The organism is Enterobacter cloacae complex sp. 2024EL-00227, from assembly GCF_043945315.1.
GTDB classification, from domain to species: domain Bacteria; phylum Pseudomonadota; class Gammaproteobacteria; order Enterobacterales; family Enterobacteriaceae; genus Enterobacter; species Enterobacter roggenkampii.
On record NZ_JBIMQP010000017.1, the window covers coordinates 29,074 to 44,616 of the forward strand.

Consider the following 15,543-nt stretch of genomic DNA (forward strand, 5'->3'; position numbering starts at 1 on the left):
TGGGGAGAGGGTTAGGGTGAGGGGTATGATCTACTGATTCCCCGCCCAGACGACCATCACCTTATCGCCATCATGTTCACGTACGAATCCATACCCCTCTTTCAGCGACAGCGTGGTTTGCTTGCCTTCACCAATCGCCGGGTGGCGGGCGCGGAACTGACCCAGCGTTTGCCAGTGGGCGACGGTTAAGGCCTGCTTGCCCGTGACGTCCTGCCAGTTCATATCCGAGCGGGTGCCCTGCAGCGGGTCGGAGCCTGTCGGCCCGAACGGACGCTCGGACTCATCCCCGTAATAGATTTGCACGCTGCCCGGTGCCAGCAGGAGCAGCTCCGCCGCGCGCTGGCCCCCTTCGCGGAACAGACGCGTATCGTGTGATGAGAGGTAGCTCAGCACATTGAAGCTTTGCAGCTTCTCCGCCATCTGCTGCCAGGTGAGATCCATATCGGCCAGGCAATTTACCGCTTTCGCCGCCTGCTCCTGATAATCAAAGTTGATCATCGCGTCGAAGCCGTGGCGGTAATAATCGCTCTGCATCACTCCGTGACCCCAGGATTCGCCGGTCATCCAGAACGGTGCGTTGTCGAGCTTTTTGTCCGGGTGAGCGCCTTTCCAGGCGGCCAGCGCCTGGCTTGCCTGGTCTTTCAGCTGCTGCCAGGCCGCGAGCTCAACGTGCTTCGCGGTATCCACGCGGAAACCGTCGATGCCGTAGTCACGTACCCACTGGCTGAGCCAGTGGGTCAGGTAATCGCGCGGGGTATAGCCCGGAATAGCTTTCGCGTGGGTATTGGGTTTGTGTTGGTAGAAATTGGGTAGCCCGGAAGGGGCGGTGGATTCCGTTTTCAGGTCGGGCAGAAACGCCAGCGACATCGTTAAATCGTCGAAGCCGGGGTTGTCGTAATCACCGATGTCGGTGCGGATCCACTTTTTACCCCACCATTTTTCCCATGCGGCTTTGTCGCTGAAGTTGATGTAGTCATTGAAGCTATGCCAGGTCTGGCCTGCGCCAGGCTTCCAGTCCGTCCAGTGGTCTCCCAGCGTCTTTTTCAGCTCATCACCCTGCAGGTATAGGGCGCCAAACTGATACGCCTGCATGTCCGCAAGCGTCGCGTAGCCCGTGTGGTTCATGACGATATCAAACAGGATGCGAATGCCGCGCTTATGCGCTTCATCAACAAGCTGACGCAGGTCATCCCCGGTGCCCATGTTGGCGTCGAGCGTTGTCCAGTCCTGGGTGTAGTAGCCGTGGTAGGCATAATGCGGGAAATCACCTTTGGTGCCGCCGCCTACCCAGCCGTGGATCTGCTCAAGCGGGGAGCTTATCCAGAGCGCATTCACCCCCAGCTGCTGCAGGTAATCGAGCTTGCTGGTCAGTCCCTTGAGATCCCCGCCGTGGAACGTACCAATCTCCTGCATGCCGTCTTTGTGGCGGCCGTAGCTGTTGTCGTTGCTCGGGTCACCATTCACATAGCGGTCAGTCAGTACAAAATAGACGGTGGCGTTTTGCCAGCTAAACGGCGCCGGCCTGTCGGTTTCGGCGCGCTCAAGCAGCAGCAGGCCGTTACTGTTGGCGGCTGGCTGCAGGGTGATTTTTCCACCTTGTACGGTCACCGTCTGTTTACTGTAGAAATCGCGCACGACGGAGCCTTCCGGGAAGGTATGGCTGACGTCCAGCGTCAGCGGCTTACCGTCCCACTTCGGACACTGGCGGATAACGTTGGCCACCGGCTGTTCTGTCGCGCTCTGAACCGCCAGCAGCAGCGTGGGCGTGCCGGAGCGTGTATCGATTCGCATCTGGTATTCACCGTCGCGGAAAAGGCGCCACTGCGGCGGTGTGCCGTCACAGGGCTTGAGCGACAGCATCTCATTGAGTTTTATCGCGCCTGTGGGCTGCCAGCACGTCTTGTCAAAACTGAGCGTAAGAGGACGCGTACCCTTCGCAAGCTTTGCCTGGCTGGTGAAAATCCCGGTGCCTTCGGCGCGAAATGCGTCAAACCCCGGCGATGACCAGTCGGCATGTGCCAGTGCGGGTAACATCAGAAAGGCTATTGCGGTGCGTTTCATTCCAGGTTCCTGTCGCGGCATTTTTGACCAGTTTGCCAGCAGGCGGGCGGGAAAAACTCATCCCCTGTCGCTTTCTGCCAGGAGGATGCGTGAGGATGAGTGATCTTGCGCAAAATTAGGCAGTTATCTGCGATAACGCACACATTTTTCCAGAAATGATGTTTTTATGAGCAAGTTTCAGGTGACATAGTTTCGGAATTGGACTATTTCTATACGTGCTCTTGAAGTCTATTTTTGATATGATTTGAGATTCCGCTCTCAAATTTGTGAAAAAATAAGGTGTTGGGATGATTACATCCGACCAGGAGACCTAATGATATCGACTCCCATTCGACGATATGGGGCTGCGATACTCATGTTACTCACCACGGCATTTTCGGGTGGGGTGCTTGCGAAGACGCACACGGATACAACGAGTAAGAAAGCCCACGTAATAAAGACGACAAGTAGTAAGGTTAGCAGTAAACAAGAGTATTCTCGCAATAGTGCAAAGAGTAGTTCACTTCCTGATTTGCGAAAATACCCTTCCGGAACACCAAGGAAAAAAGCGTTTCTCCGGACGGTAATGCCTTACATCACGAGTCAAAATGCCGCGATTACTGCGGATCGTAACTGGCTGATTTCCAAACAGTACGATAGCCGCTGGTCGCCATCCGAGCGCGCGCGTCTGAAAGATATCACGAAGCGCTATAAGCTGAGCTGGAACGGGAACACGCGTCGTGTGCCGTGGAATGCTCTCCTTGAGCGTGTGGATATCATCCCGGGCAGCATGGTTGCGACCATGGCTGCAGCCGAAAGCGGCTGGGGAACGTCTAAGCTTGCGCGTAACAACAACAACCTTTTCGGCATGAAATGCGTGAAAGGTCGTTGTACGAATGCGCCTGGCAAGGTGAAAGGCTATTCGCAGTTTGAATCCGTGAAGGATTCCGTGAACGCCTACGTGGTGAATCTGAACACGCACCCGGCCTACTCATCGTTCCGTAAATCACGCGCTCAGCTGCGTAAAGCGGACCAGGAAGTGACGGCCAGTACGATGATCCACAAGCTGAAAGGGTATTCGACGAAGGGACAGAGCTATAACAACTATCTGTTCGCCATGTACCAGGATAACCAGCGCTTAATCGCCGCTCATATGTAATCTCAAAAAAACGCCTTCCACTGGAAGGCGTTTTCTTTTCTATATCAGCACCTCGCTGTGGCGATCCCGGTACTCTTTGGGCGTGGTGTCATACTCTTTGCGGAACACCGAGTAGAAATATTGCAGCGACGGGTAACCGCACATCTGCGAGATTTCGTTGATCGACAGCGACGTGGAAACGAGCAGGCTGCGTGCTTTCTCCAGCTTTTCAGCATGGATGACGGCATGAATGGTTTCGCCCACCTCTTCTTTAAAACGCTTCTCCAGATTCGAACGCGAAATGCCTACCGAATCCAGCACCTGATCGACCTTAATCCCTTTGCAGGCGTGGTTGCGAATATAGTGCATGGCCTGAATGACGGCCGGGTCGCTTAAGGAGCGATAATCGGTCGAGCGGCGTTCCACGACGCGAACAGGAGGCACCAGCAGGCGCTGAAGCGGCAGAGATTCTTTATCCAGCAGGCGGTGCAGCAGCTTCGCCGCCTGATAGCCCATTTGACGCGTGCCCTGAGCCACGGAAGAGAGCGCCACGCGGGACAGATAGCGGGTAAGCTCTTCGTTATCAATACCAATCACGCACAGCTTTTCGGGCACCGGAATGTGTAAGTGTTCGCAGACCTGCAGCACGTGGCGGGCGCGGGCGTCCGTTACGGCAATAATCCCGGTTTGCGGCGGCAGCGTTTGCAGCCAGTCCGCCAGACGGTTCTGCGCGTGCTGCCAGTTTTCCGGGGCGGTTTCCAGCCCCTGATAGACCACGCCGCGATACTTCTCCTGCGCGACCAGCTGGCAAAATGCGTGTTCACGCTCAACGGCCCAGCGCTTGCCGCTGGTGGCGGGTAAACCATAAAACGCGAAGCGGTGGACGCCTTTCTCTTTTAAATGGAGAAACGCGGCTTCGACCAGGGCATGGTTATCGGTGGCAATATAGTGAACTGGCGGATAGTGTTCGGGCGAGTGGTAGGAGCCGCCGACGCCCACGATCGGCACGTCGACGTCGGTCAGCAGCTGTTCAATGACGGGGTCGTCATAGTCGGCAATAACGCCATCGCCCAGCCAGTCTTTAATGTTCTCCAGACGGGTGCGGAAATCTTCTTCAATAAAAATATCCCATTCGGATTGCGACGCCTGCAAATATTCACCCACGCCTTCTACCACCTGACGGTCATAGGCTTTGTTGGCATTGAATAACAACGTAATGCGGTGACGCTTTTCAAACATGGCTCACTTCCCAATTAAGTCACAATACCGTTATCAGGCCCGTCGCTTGGTGGCCGAGTCCATCCAGACTGCCAGTAAAAGAATGGCCCCCTTGACGATATACTGCCAAAACGTCGGGACGTCCATCATACTCATCCCGTTATCCAACGACGCCATGATAAATGCCCCCATCACCGCGCCCGCGACGCTGCCGATACCGCCTGCGAGGCTGGTGCCACCGATGACGCAGGCGGCGATAGCATCCAGCTCGGCGATGTTGCCCGCGGAGGGAGAACCCGCCCCCAGGCGCGAGCTGAGGATCAGCCCGGCGATGGCGACCATCAGGCCGTTAATGGCGAAGACCGCGAGTTTGGTGCGTTCGACATTAATCCCCGACAAACGGGCAGCCTCAAGGTTGCCGCCGATGGCATAAATACGGCGGCCAAACGCGGTGCGCGTCGCCATAAACATGCCGCCCAGCAGCAAAAGCGCCAGCAGCAGCACCGGCGTCGGAACGCCGCGATAGTCGTTAAGAAGCCAGATGGCACCCAGCACAATGACCGCCGTCAGCGCCTGACGTCCCACCACCGAGGTTGATGCTGGCGACGCCAGCCCCAGCGCCTGACGGCGCATGCGTCCACGCCACTGCCACGCGACAAACGCCAGCAGCCCCGCCACGCCGATGGTAAAGCCCACGCCATCCGGGAGATAGCTTTGACCAATCTGCGACATGGCCGCGCTGGTCGGGGAGACGGTGGTACCGTTGGTGATGCCGATTAAGATCCCGCGGAAGGCCAGCATCCCCGCCAGGGTGACAATGAACGACGGCACTTTACGGTAGGCTACCCACCAGCCGTTCCAGGCCCCCAGAACCAGACCCAGCACCAGCGTGACCGCCACGGTCAGCGGCAGCGGCCAGCCGAGCCAGACGTCAAAAATGGCCGCCACGCCGCCGAGGAGCCCCATCATCGAGCCGACCGACAGATCGATTTCCGCGGAGATAATCACGAACACCATGCCCACGGCCAGAATGCCGGTGATAGCGGTCTGGCGGAGCAGGTTGGAGACGTTACGCGCGCTCAGGTACGAGCCATCCGTCATCCAGGTAAAGAAGAGCATGATGACGATAATGGCCGCGATCATCACGAACACCTGCAGGTTCAGTGCTTTTAGTCCTGCGAACGCACCGGGCGTCGGAACGGCGACTTTGATATCAGACGGATTGCTTTTCGACATGACGTTCGCTCCTTAAAGCGGCTTCCATCACCTGCTCCTGCGTCAGGTTCTGGTTAATCAGATTGGCTTTCAGTTTTCCCTCGTGCATGACCAGCACGCGGTCGCTCAGGCCGAGCACTTCGGGTAACTCAGACGAGATGACAATGACGGCAATCCCTTGCTGTACAAGCTGATTAATCAGTTTGTAGATTTCATATTTGGCACCGATATCAATCCCGCGCGTGGGCTCATCGAGGATTAATATGCGCGGGTTGAGCAGCAGGCAGCGCGCCAGAATCGCCTTCTGCTGGTTGCCGCCGCTCAGGCGGCCAATGGCCAGTTCCGGTGAGGAGGTTTTGACCTTCAGACGGGCAAGCGACTGGAGGATGCACTGCTGCTCGGCGGCATCGTCCAGGCTGCTCAGCGCGCCGGAGAAGCGATCGAGCGCCGCAAGCGTAATGTTTTTCCCCACGGCCATGACCGGCACGATGCCGTCTTTTTTGCGGTCTTCCGGCACCATAGCAATACCGTGGGCAATCGCCTGCTGGCAGTTGTCGATTTTCACCGGCTGGCCGTCGATATAAATCGTGCCCTCCCAGCGCCCCGGCCATACGCCAAACAGACACTGTACGGCCTCCGTGCGCCCGGCGCCGACTAACCCGGCAATACCGAGAATTTCGCCGCTGTGCAGAGAAAACGAGACGTTATTGACGCGCTTGATGTGGCGGTTAACGGGGTGCCACGCGGTCAGGTTTTCCACGCGCAGCACTTCATCACCTTTGGTGTGAGGCTCATTCGGGTAGAGCGCCGTCAGCTCGCGCCCCACCATCATGGTGATGATGTCATCTTCGCTCATGCCCGCGGCTTCACGCGTGCCGATGTGTTGGCCGTCGCGGATCACGCAGATGGTGTCCGAAATGGCTTTGACCTCGTTCAGCTTGTGCGAAATGTAGATACAGGCGATGCCGTGGTTTTGCAGATCGCGGATGATATTGAGCAGAACCGCGGTTTCCTGTTCGGTGAGCGAGGCCGTTGGCTCATCGAGGATCAGCAGCCTGACCTGCTTATTGAGCGCTTTAGCGATTTCAACCAGCTGCTGTTGCCCCAGGCCCAGGTCGCCCACGCGGGTATCCGGTGAAATGTGGAGGCTCACCTGCGCCAGCAGCTTTTCACAGCGGAGCGTCATGGTGTCGTAATCCAGCACGCCGTGGCGGGAGATTTCGGCTCCGAGGAAAATGTTCTCCAGCACGGTGAGATGTTTCACCAGCGCCAGTTCCTGGTGGATGATGGCGATACCTTTGCGTTCGGTATCGCGAATGTGAGTTGCCTGGATCACTTCGCCGGCAAAGACGATTTCGCCTTCGTAGCTGCCGTGCGGGTAGATCCCACACAGCACTTTCATCAGCGTTGACTTGCCTGAACCGTTCTCGCCACACAGCGAAACCACTTCGCCGGGATTCAACCGGAGACTGACGTTGTCGACGGCTTTCACCGTGCCGAAGCGCTTGGTGATGCTTTTCATTTCAAGTAAATAAGGCATAACTGCTCCACATAACCCGAGGAAAGAACAGTGCAACGTGATGCGCCCCCGCAGAGCAGGGGCCGCGCCGGATTACAGTTCGCTCTTCTTGTGGAAACCGTCCTTAATGACGGTGGCGTCAATGTTCTCTTTATTGACTTCAATAGGGGTGAGCAGGCGAGCCGGAACGTCTTTCAGCCCGTTATTCAGCGTGGCGTCTGCTTTTGGTTGCTTACCGTTGCCCAGTTCCACGGCGATTTCCGCCGCCGTATTGGCCAACTCGGTAATCGGTTTGTAGACCGTCATGGTTTGGGTGCCGGCGATAATACGTTTTACGCCAGCCAGATCGGCATCTTGCCCTGAAATGGCGACTTTACCCGCCAGCCCCTGGGCGCTCAGGGCCTGAATCGCACCGCCTGCGGTGGCATCGTTGGAGGCCACAACCGCGTCAATTTTGTTGTTGTTGGCCGTCAGCGCGTTTTCCATAATCTTCAGGGCGTTTTCGGGTAACCATCCGTCAGCCCACTGATCGCCAACCACTTTTATTTTCCCGTTGTCGATGTACGGCTTAAGGACCTTCATTTGCCCTTCGCGGAACAGCTTGGCGTTGTTATCTACCGGCGAACCGCCCATCAGGAAATAATTGCCCTGAGGCACTTTGTCGATCAGGCTTTGTGCCTGTAATTCGCCGACTTTTTCATTGTCGAACGAAATATAATAATCAATGTCCGCATTATTAATCATGCGGTCATAGGCCAGCACTTTTATGCCTTCTTGTTTGGCTTCTTTCACTACGTTACTTAATACCTGGCCGTTATAGGGGATAATGACCAGCACATCGACGCCGCGGTTAATCATATTCTCGATCTGCGACATTTGTGTTTCTTCGTTGCCGTTAGCCGACTGGACAAACACGTTTGCGCCGAGTGATTCCGCTTTTTTCACAAAAATATCGCGATCTTTTTGCCAGCGCTCCAGACGCAGGTCGTCAATCGCCATGCCAATTTTGACCTCCTTGGCATGCCCTGCAAAGCTTGCAAGGAGGAGCGTAGTGCAGAGCGTTAGGGTCAGGTTCTTTATCTTCATAATTATTAGGCCTTTTTGTAGGGGTATGTGTTGCTGAGATAAAAGAAACATTCACTGCTGGGACGCAGCAAATTTTTAACGCGGAAAGGCAGGCTGGCAATTACAGATTTTTATCTTCTCATTATGATATTTGGTTTATTTCTGAATTTATGACCGCGATCGGATTTTAAAATACGTAACGTCTTAATTACATTTGATTCTGGAATCTGCGCCGAAAAATAGTTTGCCTGCGCATTATTTTGCGAGCCAGCGCACAGTTGTGCATTCTCTCAATAGCAGTGTGAAATAACGTAATTGAGCAACCCAAAATGTCTATTCACTATTACTCCTGTATCAACGACTCGCCGCATACCCTGATTATGGAGCTCAATATGCAAGCTTATTTCGACCAACTCGATCGTGTTCGTTACGAAGGCCCGAAAACGACCAATCCTTTAGCATTTCGTCACTACAACCCGGATGAGCTGGTGCTGGGTAAGCGCATGGAAGATCATCTGCGCTTTGCCGCCTGTTACTGGCATACCTTCTGCTGGAACGGCGCCGATATGTTCGGCGTGGGCTCCTTTGACCGCCCGTGGCAGCAGCCGGGTGAGGCCATCGAGCTAGCAAAGCGCAAAGCCGATGTGGCGTTTGAGTTCTTCCACAAGCTGAACGTGCCGTACTACTGCTTCCATGATGTTGACGTGTCGCCGGAAGGGGCGTCGCTGAAAGAGTACCTGAACAACTTTGCGCAGATGGTGGATGTACTGGCGGCAAAACAGCAGGAAAGCGGCGTGAAGCTGCTGTGGGGCACGGCAAACTGCTTCACTAACCCACGCTACGGCGCAGGTGCGGCAACCAACCCGGATCCGGAAGTGTTTAGCTGGGCGGCCACGCAGGTGGTGACGGCAATGAATGCCACGCATCAGCTGGGCGGCGAAAACTATGTCCTGTGGGGAGGCCGTGAAGGCTATGAAACCCTGCTCAACACCGACCTGCGTCAGGAGCGCGAGCAGATTGGCCGCTTTATGCAGATGGTTGTCGACCACAAGCACAAAATCGGCTTCCGCGGCACGCTGTTGATTGAGCCAAAACCGCAGGAACCGACGAAGCACCAGTATGACTACGACGTGGCGACGGTGTATGGCTTCCTGAAGCAGTTCGGTCTGGAAAAAGAGATCAAAGTGAACATTGAAGCCAACCACGCCACGCTGGCGGGCCACTCTTTCCACCACGAGATCGCGTCGGCGATTGCGCTGGGCATCTTCGGCTCTGTCGATGCGAACCGCGGCGACCCGCAGCTGGGCTGGGATACCGACCAGTTCCCGAACAGCGTGGAAGAGAATGCGCTGGTGATGTATGAGATCATCAAAGCGGGCGGCTTTACTACCGGCGGCCTGAACTTTGACGCCAAGGTGCGTCGCCAGAGCACCGACAAATACGATCTGTTCTACGGCCACATTGGCGCGATGGACACCATGGCGCTGGCGCTGAAGGTAGCGGCACGTATGATTGAAGACGGCGAGCTCGATAAACGCGTGGCGAAGCGCTACAGCGGCTGGAACAGTGAGCTGGGCCAGCAAATTTTGAAAGGTCAGTTATCGCTTGCGGAGATCGCGAAGTACGCTGAACACCATCAGCTGGCGCCGCAGCACCAGAGCGGGCACCAGGAGCTGCTGGAAAATCTGGTCAATCACTACCTGTTCGATAAATAACAGCATCCAGCTTGTAGGCCCGGTAAGCGCAGCGCCACCGGGCATTTTCACTTAAGGAATCCACTATATGTATATCGGGATCGATCTGGGCACATCGGGTGTGAAAGCCATCCTGTTAAGCGAGCAGGGCGACGTGTTAGCAACGCAGACTGAAAAGCTGCAGGTTTCACGTCCGCATCCGCTGTGGTCGGAACAGGACCCGGAGCAGTGGTGGCAGGCAACGGATCGTGCAATCAAAGCCTTAGGCGAGCAGCACAGCCTGCGCGACGTGAAAGCGCTGGGGATTGCCGGGCAAATGCACGGTGCAACCTTGCTGGACAGCGAGCATCGCGTGTTGCGACCCGCCATTCTCTGGAACGATGGCCGCTGTGCAGAAGAGTGTGCGCTTCTTGAGGGACGCGTACCCACTTCCCGCGCGATTACCGGCAACCTGATGATGCCCGGCTTTACCGCGCCTAAGCTTCTGTGGGTGCAGCGACACGAGCCGGAGATTTTCCGGCAGGTGGCGAAAGTCCTGCTGCCGAAAGACTATCTGCGTTTTCGCATGACGGGCGATTTCGCCTCCGACATGTCTGATGCCGCCGGCACGATGTGGCTCGACGTGGCGAAACGCGACTGGAGCGAGGCGATGCTGGATGCCTGCCATCTGACCCGTGAACACATGCCCGCCCTGTTCGAAGGTAGCGAGGTAACAGGCACACTGCTGCCAGACGTTGCGGAACGCTGGAATATGTCTGCCGTGTCGGTGGTTGCCGGGGGCGGTGACAATGCCGCAGGGGCCGTGGGCGTCGGCATGGTTGAGGCAGGTCAGGCGATGCTGTCGCTGGGAACCTCTGGCGTCTATTTTGCCGTCAGCGACGGCTATCGCAGCAATCCCGAAAGCGCGGTGCACAGTTTCTGTCATGCGCTGCCAGGAAAATGGCATTTGATGTCGGTGATGCTGAGTGCAGCGTCGTGCCTGGACTGGGCGGCGAAGCTGACCGGGATGGCCGATGTTCCTGCGTTGATTGCCGCAGCACAGCAGGCGGATGAAAATGCCGGTACCGTCTGGTTTTTACCGTATCTGTCCGGCGAGCGTACGCCACATAACAACCCGGAAGCGAAAGGGGTGTTCTTTGGCTTAACCCATCAGCATGGTCCGGCAGAACTGGCGCGTGCGGTTCTCGAAGGCGTCGGATATGCGCTGGCTGACGGAATGGACGTGGTTCACGACTGCGGCCTGAAACCCGCAAGCGTCACCCTGATTGGCGGCGGTGCGCGAAGCCCTTACTGGCGACAAATGCTGTCGGACATCAGCGGGTTGCAGCTGGATTTCCGCACCGGTGGCGATGTTGGCCCCGCGCTCGGCGCCGCGCGTCTGGCGCAGATTGCTATGAACCCGGAAAAACCGCTTTCACAACTGCTGCCGCAGCTTACGCTTGAACAGGCACATTTGCCTGACGCGGCGCGCCATGCGCGCTACGCGGAAAGGCGCGACGTGTTCCGCAAAATCTACCAGCAGCTGCTGCCGCTGATGACGTAAATTCGCTTGTCCGGGAGAGGCACGAGGATGTCCTTTTTTGGTCTGTGCGTGCCTTCCTTTCCTTGCCAGTATGGTGTCACACCCACTGGCGAGGAGAACCATCATGTCACGCATTGCACTCATCAACATTGATACTCAGCAGTCCTTCCATCACCGCAATTACTGGCAGGAGGATGACATTCCCGCTTTTCAGCAGGCGATGCTGGGGCTGATTGAAGGCTGCCAGGCGCGCGGTATTCCGGTCGTTGATATTTTTCATGTGGATGAAGACGGCCCATTTACGCTGGAAAGCGGCTATGTCAAACCGATGGCCTTTTTGCGTCATCAGCCGGATGTGGTTTTCCAGAAACACGTCCATAATGCCTTCACGGATACCGGGCTCGATCGCTGGCTGCGCGAGCGTGATATCAATAGTGTGATTATCTGCGGCATTCGCACGGAGCAATGCTGTGAAACCACCGCCCGGGTGGCATCCGATCTGGGTTATGCTGTGACCTTTGTGAGCGAGGCAACGCTGACGTTCCCCATGACGTACAGGGGCATTACCCTTAGCGCAGCGGACATTCGCCACCGTACCGAAACGGTACTGTCCGGGCGTTTTGCCGACATTAAAACGGTAGCGGAGACGCTGGAGTCACTGTAATGCCCATCGACGTCTGGTTCGTGATGTTGCCCGGGGTGCTGTCATTAGACATGACCGGCCCGGCAGAAACCTTTGTGCTGGCAGGCGACGCGTTTCGTCTGCATTACATTGGCCCGCAGCCGGAGGTTCCGACGTCGATAGGTCTGACGATGAGCGGCATCCAGCCGTTGCCGGAAAGCCTGTCTCCGGGCAGCTTGCTGGTCCTGCCGGGGGTAAGCGACTCCCGCTTTCAGTTCTCCACCCCGCAGGCGCAGCAGATTCAGCACTGGCTGATGCGCCGGCAGCCGCAGATCCAGCGCCAGGAAATCACCGTGATGTGCGTCTGTTCAGGAGCGTTGCTGGCGGCGAAATCGGGCCTGCTGAATAACAAACAGTGCACAACTCACCATGACGTTATCAGCCGTTTACGCACCGCGGCCCCTACGGCGACGATTAAAGAAAACCGCATCTTTGTGCAGGACGAAAACATCTGGACCAGCGCGGGGATCACGTCGGGCATCGACCTGGCGCTGCATATGATTAACCGCCTGTGCGGCCCCGAAAAGGCGCTGAATGTGGCGCGCGAGATGGTGGTCTGGTTCCGCCGTTCTGGTGACGATCCCCAGCTCTCCCCGTGGCTACGCTACCGCAATCATCTTCATCCGGCGATTCATCGGGCGCAGGATGCGCTCACCGCCGAGCCGCAAAAAGCGTGGAGCTTGCCTGATATCGCCGCGCTGGCGCACGTCAGCCCGCGCCATCTTACCCGGCTTTTCCAGACTCATTTAGGCATTAGTGTCCGCGATTATCTGGAGCAGCTGCGTCTGGCGGTGGCGGAACAGTGGCTATTGCAGGGGCGCGGCGTGGAGCAGGCTTCCCTGGCGGCAGGGTTTTCCTCCCCGCGCCAGTACCATCGCGCGCGGCAGCGAAGCGTTAGCTGACGAAGCGGCGAACGTCTATTTTTTGCAGCAGCATCGACAGCAGCAGGCTGATCGCCAGGGTCGCGGCAAAAATCCAGATGATATCCAGCACCGGCCAGGTTTTTAGTTCAACCCCTCTTGTCCGAAGCGCGTGGATCACCAGCGCGTGAAAACCGTAAATCCCGAGAGAGTGTCGTGAAATGACGCTCAGTACGGGAAGGGGACGTGCATTCAGGGTGTTTTTAACGAGCGTGAGCAGCGATACGGCACAGATAAAGACCATCGGGCCGCAGTAGAGATACCAGGTATCGGCAAAATTACCGCGCCATTGAAGCTCATGCAGCGTCCCGCGTGAAATCACCGCCACGCCGGCGATAAACAGTGCCCCGCAGAGCCAGTTCAGACCGCGTTTTTGCGTGTCCATCATCCCGATGGCGCGCCCCAGCATGCCGTAAAGCACGTAATAGAAGGTATCGCCGTTGATATAGAGGTTCACCGGCAGCCACTCAAATCCGTCGATTTTCTGCGAGACCGTATTCGGGTTGGCGACAATGCCAATCACCACCATCAGGGCCAGAAGCATTTTCCCGCTAACGTTTTTCACCTGAATGAGCGGAGAGGCCAGATAGATCACGATAATGGCGAAGAAGAACCACAGGTGGTAGAACACCGGCTTTTGCAGCAAATATTTGAGGGATAACCCGGCGTTAATGGAGGTGAACAGGGTGATATAGAGCAGGGCAACGGCGCTGTAGAACCCCAGGCAGGCCGCGATGCGGATGAAGTGCCTTGGCTGCGCGCTGCGTTCACCAAAAAAGAGAAAGCCGGAAATCATGAAGAACAGCGGCACGCTGACGCGCGACGCAGAGTTGAGAATATTGGCGATATCCCAGTTAACGGGGCTGATGCTGTGGGCGTTCGTGACGTACCAGGTCGTCGTGTGGATCATGACCACCATCAGACACGCTATTCCTCGCAGGTTATCAATCCAGTTAATTTTTGACGGCATCAGTTCCTCGTATTCCCTGTAAAGTGAATGTGACTCCCATTGTCCAAAAGTCTTCGTTTGGAAAATTCTGAGTTTTATTTGCAGGCTTGCCGGGAGACCGCGAGATTCGCAGAATGGCTGACCATAATCTATAAACGTGTTGATACTAAAAATAACAGCCACTGACCAGGACGGTAATAAAAATGATGATGAAGCGTGTGGCATCACTCATTCTGCTTTTCATGCTGGCAGGATGCAGTGCGCCACAAGAAGCACCAGTGCAAAAAGCCCAGCAGGGCAAAATGAGCCCGGAACGTTCACTGAATATGGAGTCACTCTGCAAGGACCAGGCCGCACGCCGCTATAACTCGGACGTGCAGAAAATCAACGTCACCGGGTTTGAGCGCTTTCAGGGCAGCTATGAGCTCAAGGGCTATACGGCGCGTAAAGAAGGCTTTGTCTGCTCGTTTGATGCGGACGGCCAGTTTTTACACCTCTCCATGCGCTAGCCTGCTCGCATAATCAACAGCCAGACGCCGGCAGCGCCCTGGCGTGAATGCTTATTTCCCAATTTTCCCTAAACAACCCCGTTTCGTACTGTATATCTTGCAGCCAGCGGGTATACTGGTCCCTTCCATTTAAAACCACACGTATCCAGCACGAAATACTATGCAAAAGTTTGATACCAAGACCTTCCAGGGCCTGATCCTGACCTTACAGGATTACTGGGCTCGTCAGGGCTGTACCATTGTTCAACCTTTGGACATGGAAGTCGGCGCCGGCACTTCACACCCGATGACCAGCCTGCGCGCGTTGGGGCCAGAGCCAATGGCGACCGCGTATGTGCAGCCTTCCCGTCGTCCGACCGATGGTCGTTACGGTGAGAACCCGAACCGTCTGCAGCATTACTATCAGTTCCAGGTGGTGATTAAGCCATCACCCGACAACATTCAGGAACTGTACCTCGGGTCGCTGAAAGAGCTGGGTATGGATCCGACCATTCACGACATTCGTTTCGTGGAAGATAACTGGGAAAACCCAACGCTGGGTGCCTGGGGTCTGGGTTGGGAAGTGTGGCTGAACGGCATGGAAGTGACCCAGTTCACTTACTTCCAGCAGGTTGGCGGTCTGGAATGTAAGCCGATCACCGGTGAGATCACCTACGGTCTGGAACGTCTGGCGATGTACATTCAGGGCGTAGACAGCGTTTACGACCTGGTCTGGAGCGACGGCCCGCTGGGTAAAACCACCTACGGCGACGTGTTCCATCAGAACGAAGTGGAGCAATCCACCTATAACTTCGAATACGCGGACGTGGACTTCCTGTTCACCTGCTTCGAGCAGTATGAGAAAGAAGCGCAGCAGCTGCTGGCGCTGGAGACTCCGCTGCCGCTGCCTGCCTACGAGCGTATTCTGAAGGCCGCCCACAGCTTCAACCTGCTGGACGCCCGCAAAGCGATCTCCGTGACTGAACGTCAGCGCTACATTCTGCGTATTCGTACCCTGACCAAAGCCGTTGCAGAAGCTTACTATGCGTCCCGTGAAGCCCTTGGCTTCCCGATGTGCAACCGAAACAAATAA

13 protein-coding genes are annotated in these 15,543 nt (G+C 56.3%); 7 read left to right on the forward strand and 6 right to left on the reverse strand.

All coding sequences use genetic code 11. The features are described from left to right. Positions 1–30: 30 nt before the first annotated feature. A complete protein-coding gene (locus ACHH0Z_RS21760; RefSeq protein ID WP_039267037.1) occupies positions 31–2,061 on the reverse strand; it encodes an alpha-amylase in 2,031 nt (676 codons plus the stop codon). Positions 2,062–2,374: 313 nt separating this feature from the next. Between ACHH0Z_RS21760 and ACHH0Z_RS21765 the strand changes: the two genes are divergently transcribed. Beyond that, positions 2,375–3,199, forward strand: a complete 825-nt coding sequence (locus tag ACHH0Z_RS21765) for a protein bax (protein WP_021242459.1) — start codon at positions 2,375–2,377, stop codon at positions 3,197–3,199. Between the two features lie 39 nt (positions 3,200–3,238). Here the strand turns inward: ACHH0Z_RS21765 and xylR are convergent, their stop codons facing one another. The 4 genes from xylR to xylF all read right to left on the reverse strand — a co-directional run bounded on the left by xylR (position 3,239) and on the right by xylF (position 8,216). After that, on the reverse strand, positions 3,239–4,417 hold the full coding sequence (xylR, locus tag ACHH0Z_RS21770; protein ID WP_023345227.1) for a D-xylose utilization transcriptional activator XylR: 1,179 nt from the start codon (positions 4,415–4,417) through the stop codon (positions 3,239–3,241). Positions 4,418–4,450: 33 nt separating this feature from the next. After that, positions 4,451–5,632 (reverse strand): xylose ABC transporter permease XylH, encoded by a 1,182-nt coding sequence (xylH, locus tag ACHH0Z_RS21775; RefSeq protein WP_008502744.1) that lies wholly within the window; start codon positions 5,630–5,632, stop codon positions 4,451–4,453. Beyond that, positions 5,610–7,151 (reverse strand): xylose ABC transporter ATP-binding protein, encoded by a 1,542-nt coding sequence (locus ACHH0Z_RS21780; RefSeq protein ID WP_008502745.1) that lies wholly within the window; start codon positions 7,149–7,151, stop codon positions 5,610–5,612. The genes xylH and ACHH0Z_RS21780 overlap by 23 nt, the downstream gene beginning before the upstream one ends. Positions 7,152–7,223: 72 nt before the next feature. Further along, positions 7,224–8,216, reverse strand: a complete 993-nt coding sequence (gene xylF, locus ACHH0Z_RS21785) for a D-xylose ABC transporter substrate-binding protein (protein WP_008502746.1) — start codon at positions 8,214–8,216, stop codon at positions 7,224–7,226. 371 nt (positions 8,217–8,587) lie between these two features. Here xylF and xylA point away from each other — a divergent pair, with 371 nt between their 5' ends. The 4 genes from xylA (at position 8,588) to ACHH0Z_RS21805 (ending at position 12,995) form a co-directional block, all read left to right on the forward strand. Then, positions 8,588–9,910 (forward strand): xylose isomerase, encoded by a 1,323-nt coding sequence (xylA, locus tag ACHH0Z_RS21790; protein ID WP_102046728.1) that lies wholly within the window; start codon positions 8,588–8,590, stop codon positions 9,908–9,910. A gap of 67 nt (positions 9,911–9,977) precedes the next feature. Next, positions 9,978–11,432 (forward strand): xylulokinase, encoded by a 1,455-nt coding sequence (gene xylB / locus ACHH0Z_RS21795; RefSeq protein WP_045409048.1) that lies wholly within the window; start codon positions 9,978–9,980, stop codon positions 11,430–11,432. A 103-nt stretch (positions 11,433–11,535) separates the two neighbouring features. Beyond that, positions 11,536–12,075, forward strand: a complete 540-nt coding sequence (locus tag ACHH0Z_RS21800) for an isochorismatase family protein (RefSeq protein WP_023326455.1) — start codon at positions 11,536–11,538, stop codon at positions 12,073–12,075. Continuing rightward, the gene (locus ACHH0Z_RS21805; RefSeq protein WP_032675749.1) at positions 12,075–12,995 is read left to right on the forward strand and encodes a GlxA family transcriptional regulator; all 921 of its coding nucleotides are present in this window, start codon (positions 12,075–12,077) and stop codon (positions 12,993–12,995) included. The genes ACHH0Z_RS21800 and ACHH0Z_RS21805 overlap by 1 nt, the downstream gene beginning before the upstream one ends. Here the strand turns inward: ACHH0Z_RS21805 and ACHH0Z_RS21810 are convergent. Continuing rightward, positions 12,988–13,983 carry an acyltransferase gene (locus ACHH0Z_RS21810; protein WP_045409050.1) on the reverse strand — a complete coding sequence of 332 codons (996 nt, stop codon included), beginning with the start codon at positions 13,981–13,983 and terminating at the stop codon, positions 12,988–12,990. The genes ACHH0Z_RS21805 and ACHH0Z_RS21810 overlap by 8 nt on opposite strands. 182 nt (positions 13,984–14,165) lie before the next feature. Here ACHH0Z_RS21810 and ACHH0Z_RS21815 point away from each other — a divergent pair, with 182 nt between their 5' ends. Together ACHH0Z_RS21815 and glyQ are read left to right on the forward strand one after the other, a co-directional pair. After that, a complete protein-coding gene (locus ACHH0Z_RS21815; RefSeq protein ID WP_021242465.1) occupies positions 14,166–14,471 on the forward strand; it encodes a YsaB family lipoprotein in 306 nt (101 codons plus the stop codon). 160 nt (positions 14,472–14,631) lie between these two features. Beyond that, entirely contained in the window at positions 14,632–15,543 is a 912-nt protein-coding gene (gene glyQ, locus ACHH0Z_RS21820; RefSeq protein WP_003860141.1) for a glycine--tRNA ligase subunit alpha, read from the forward strand.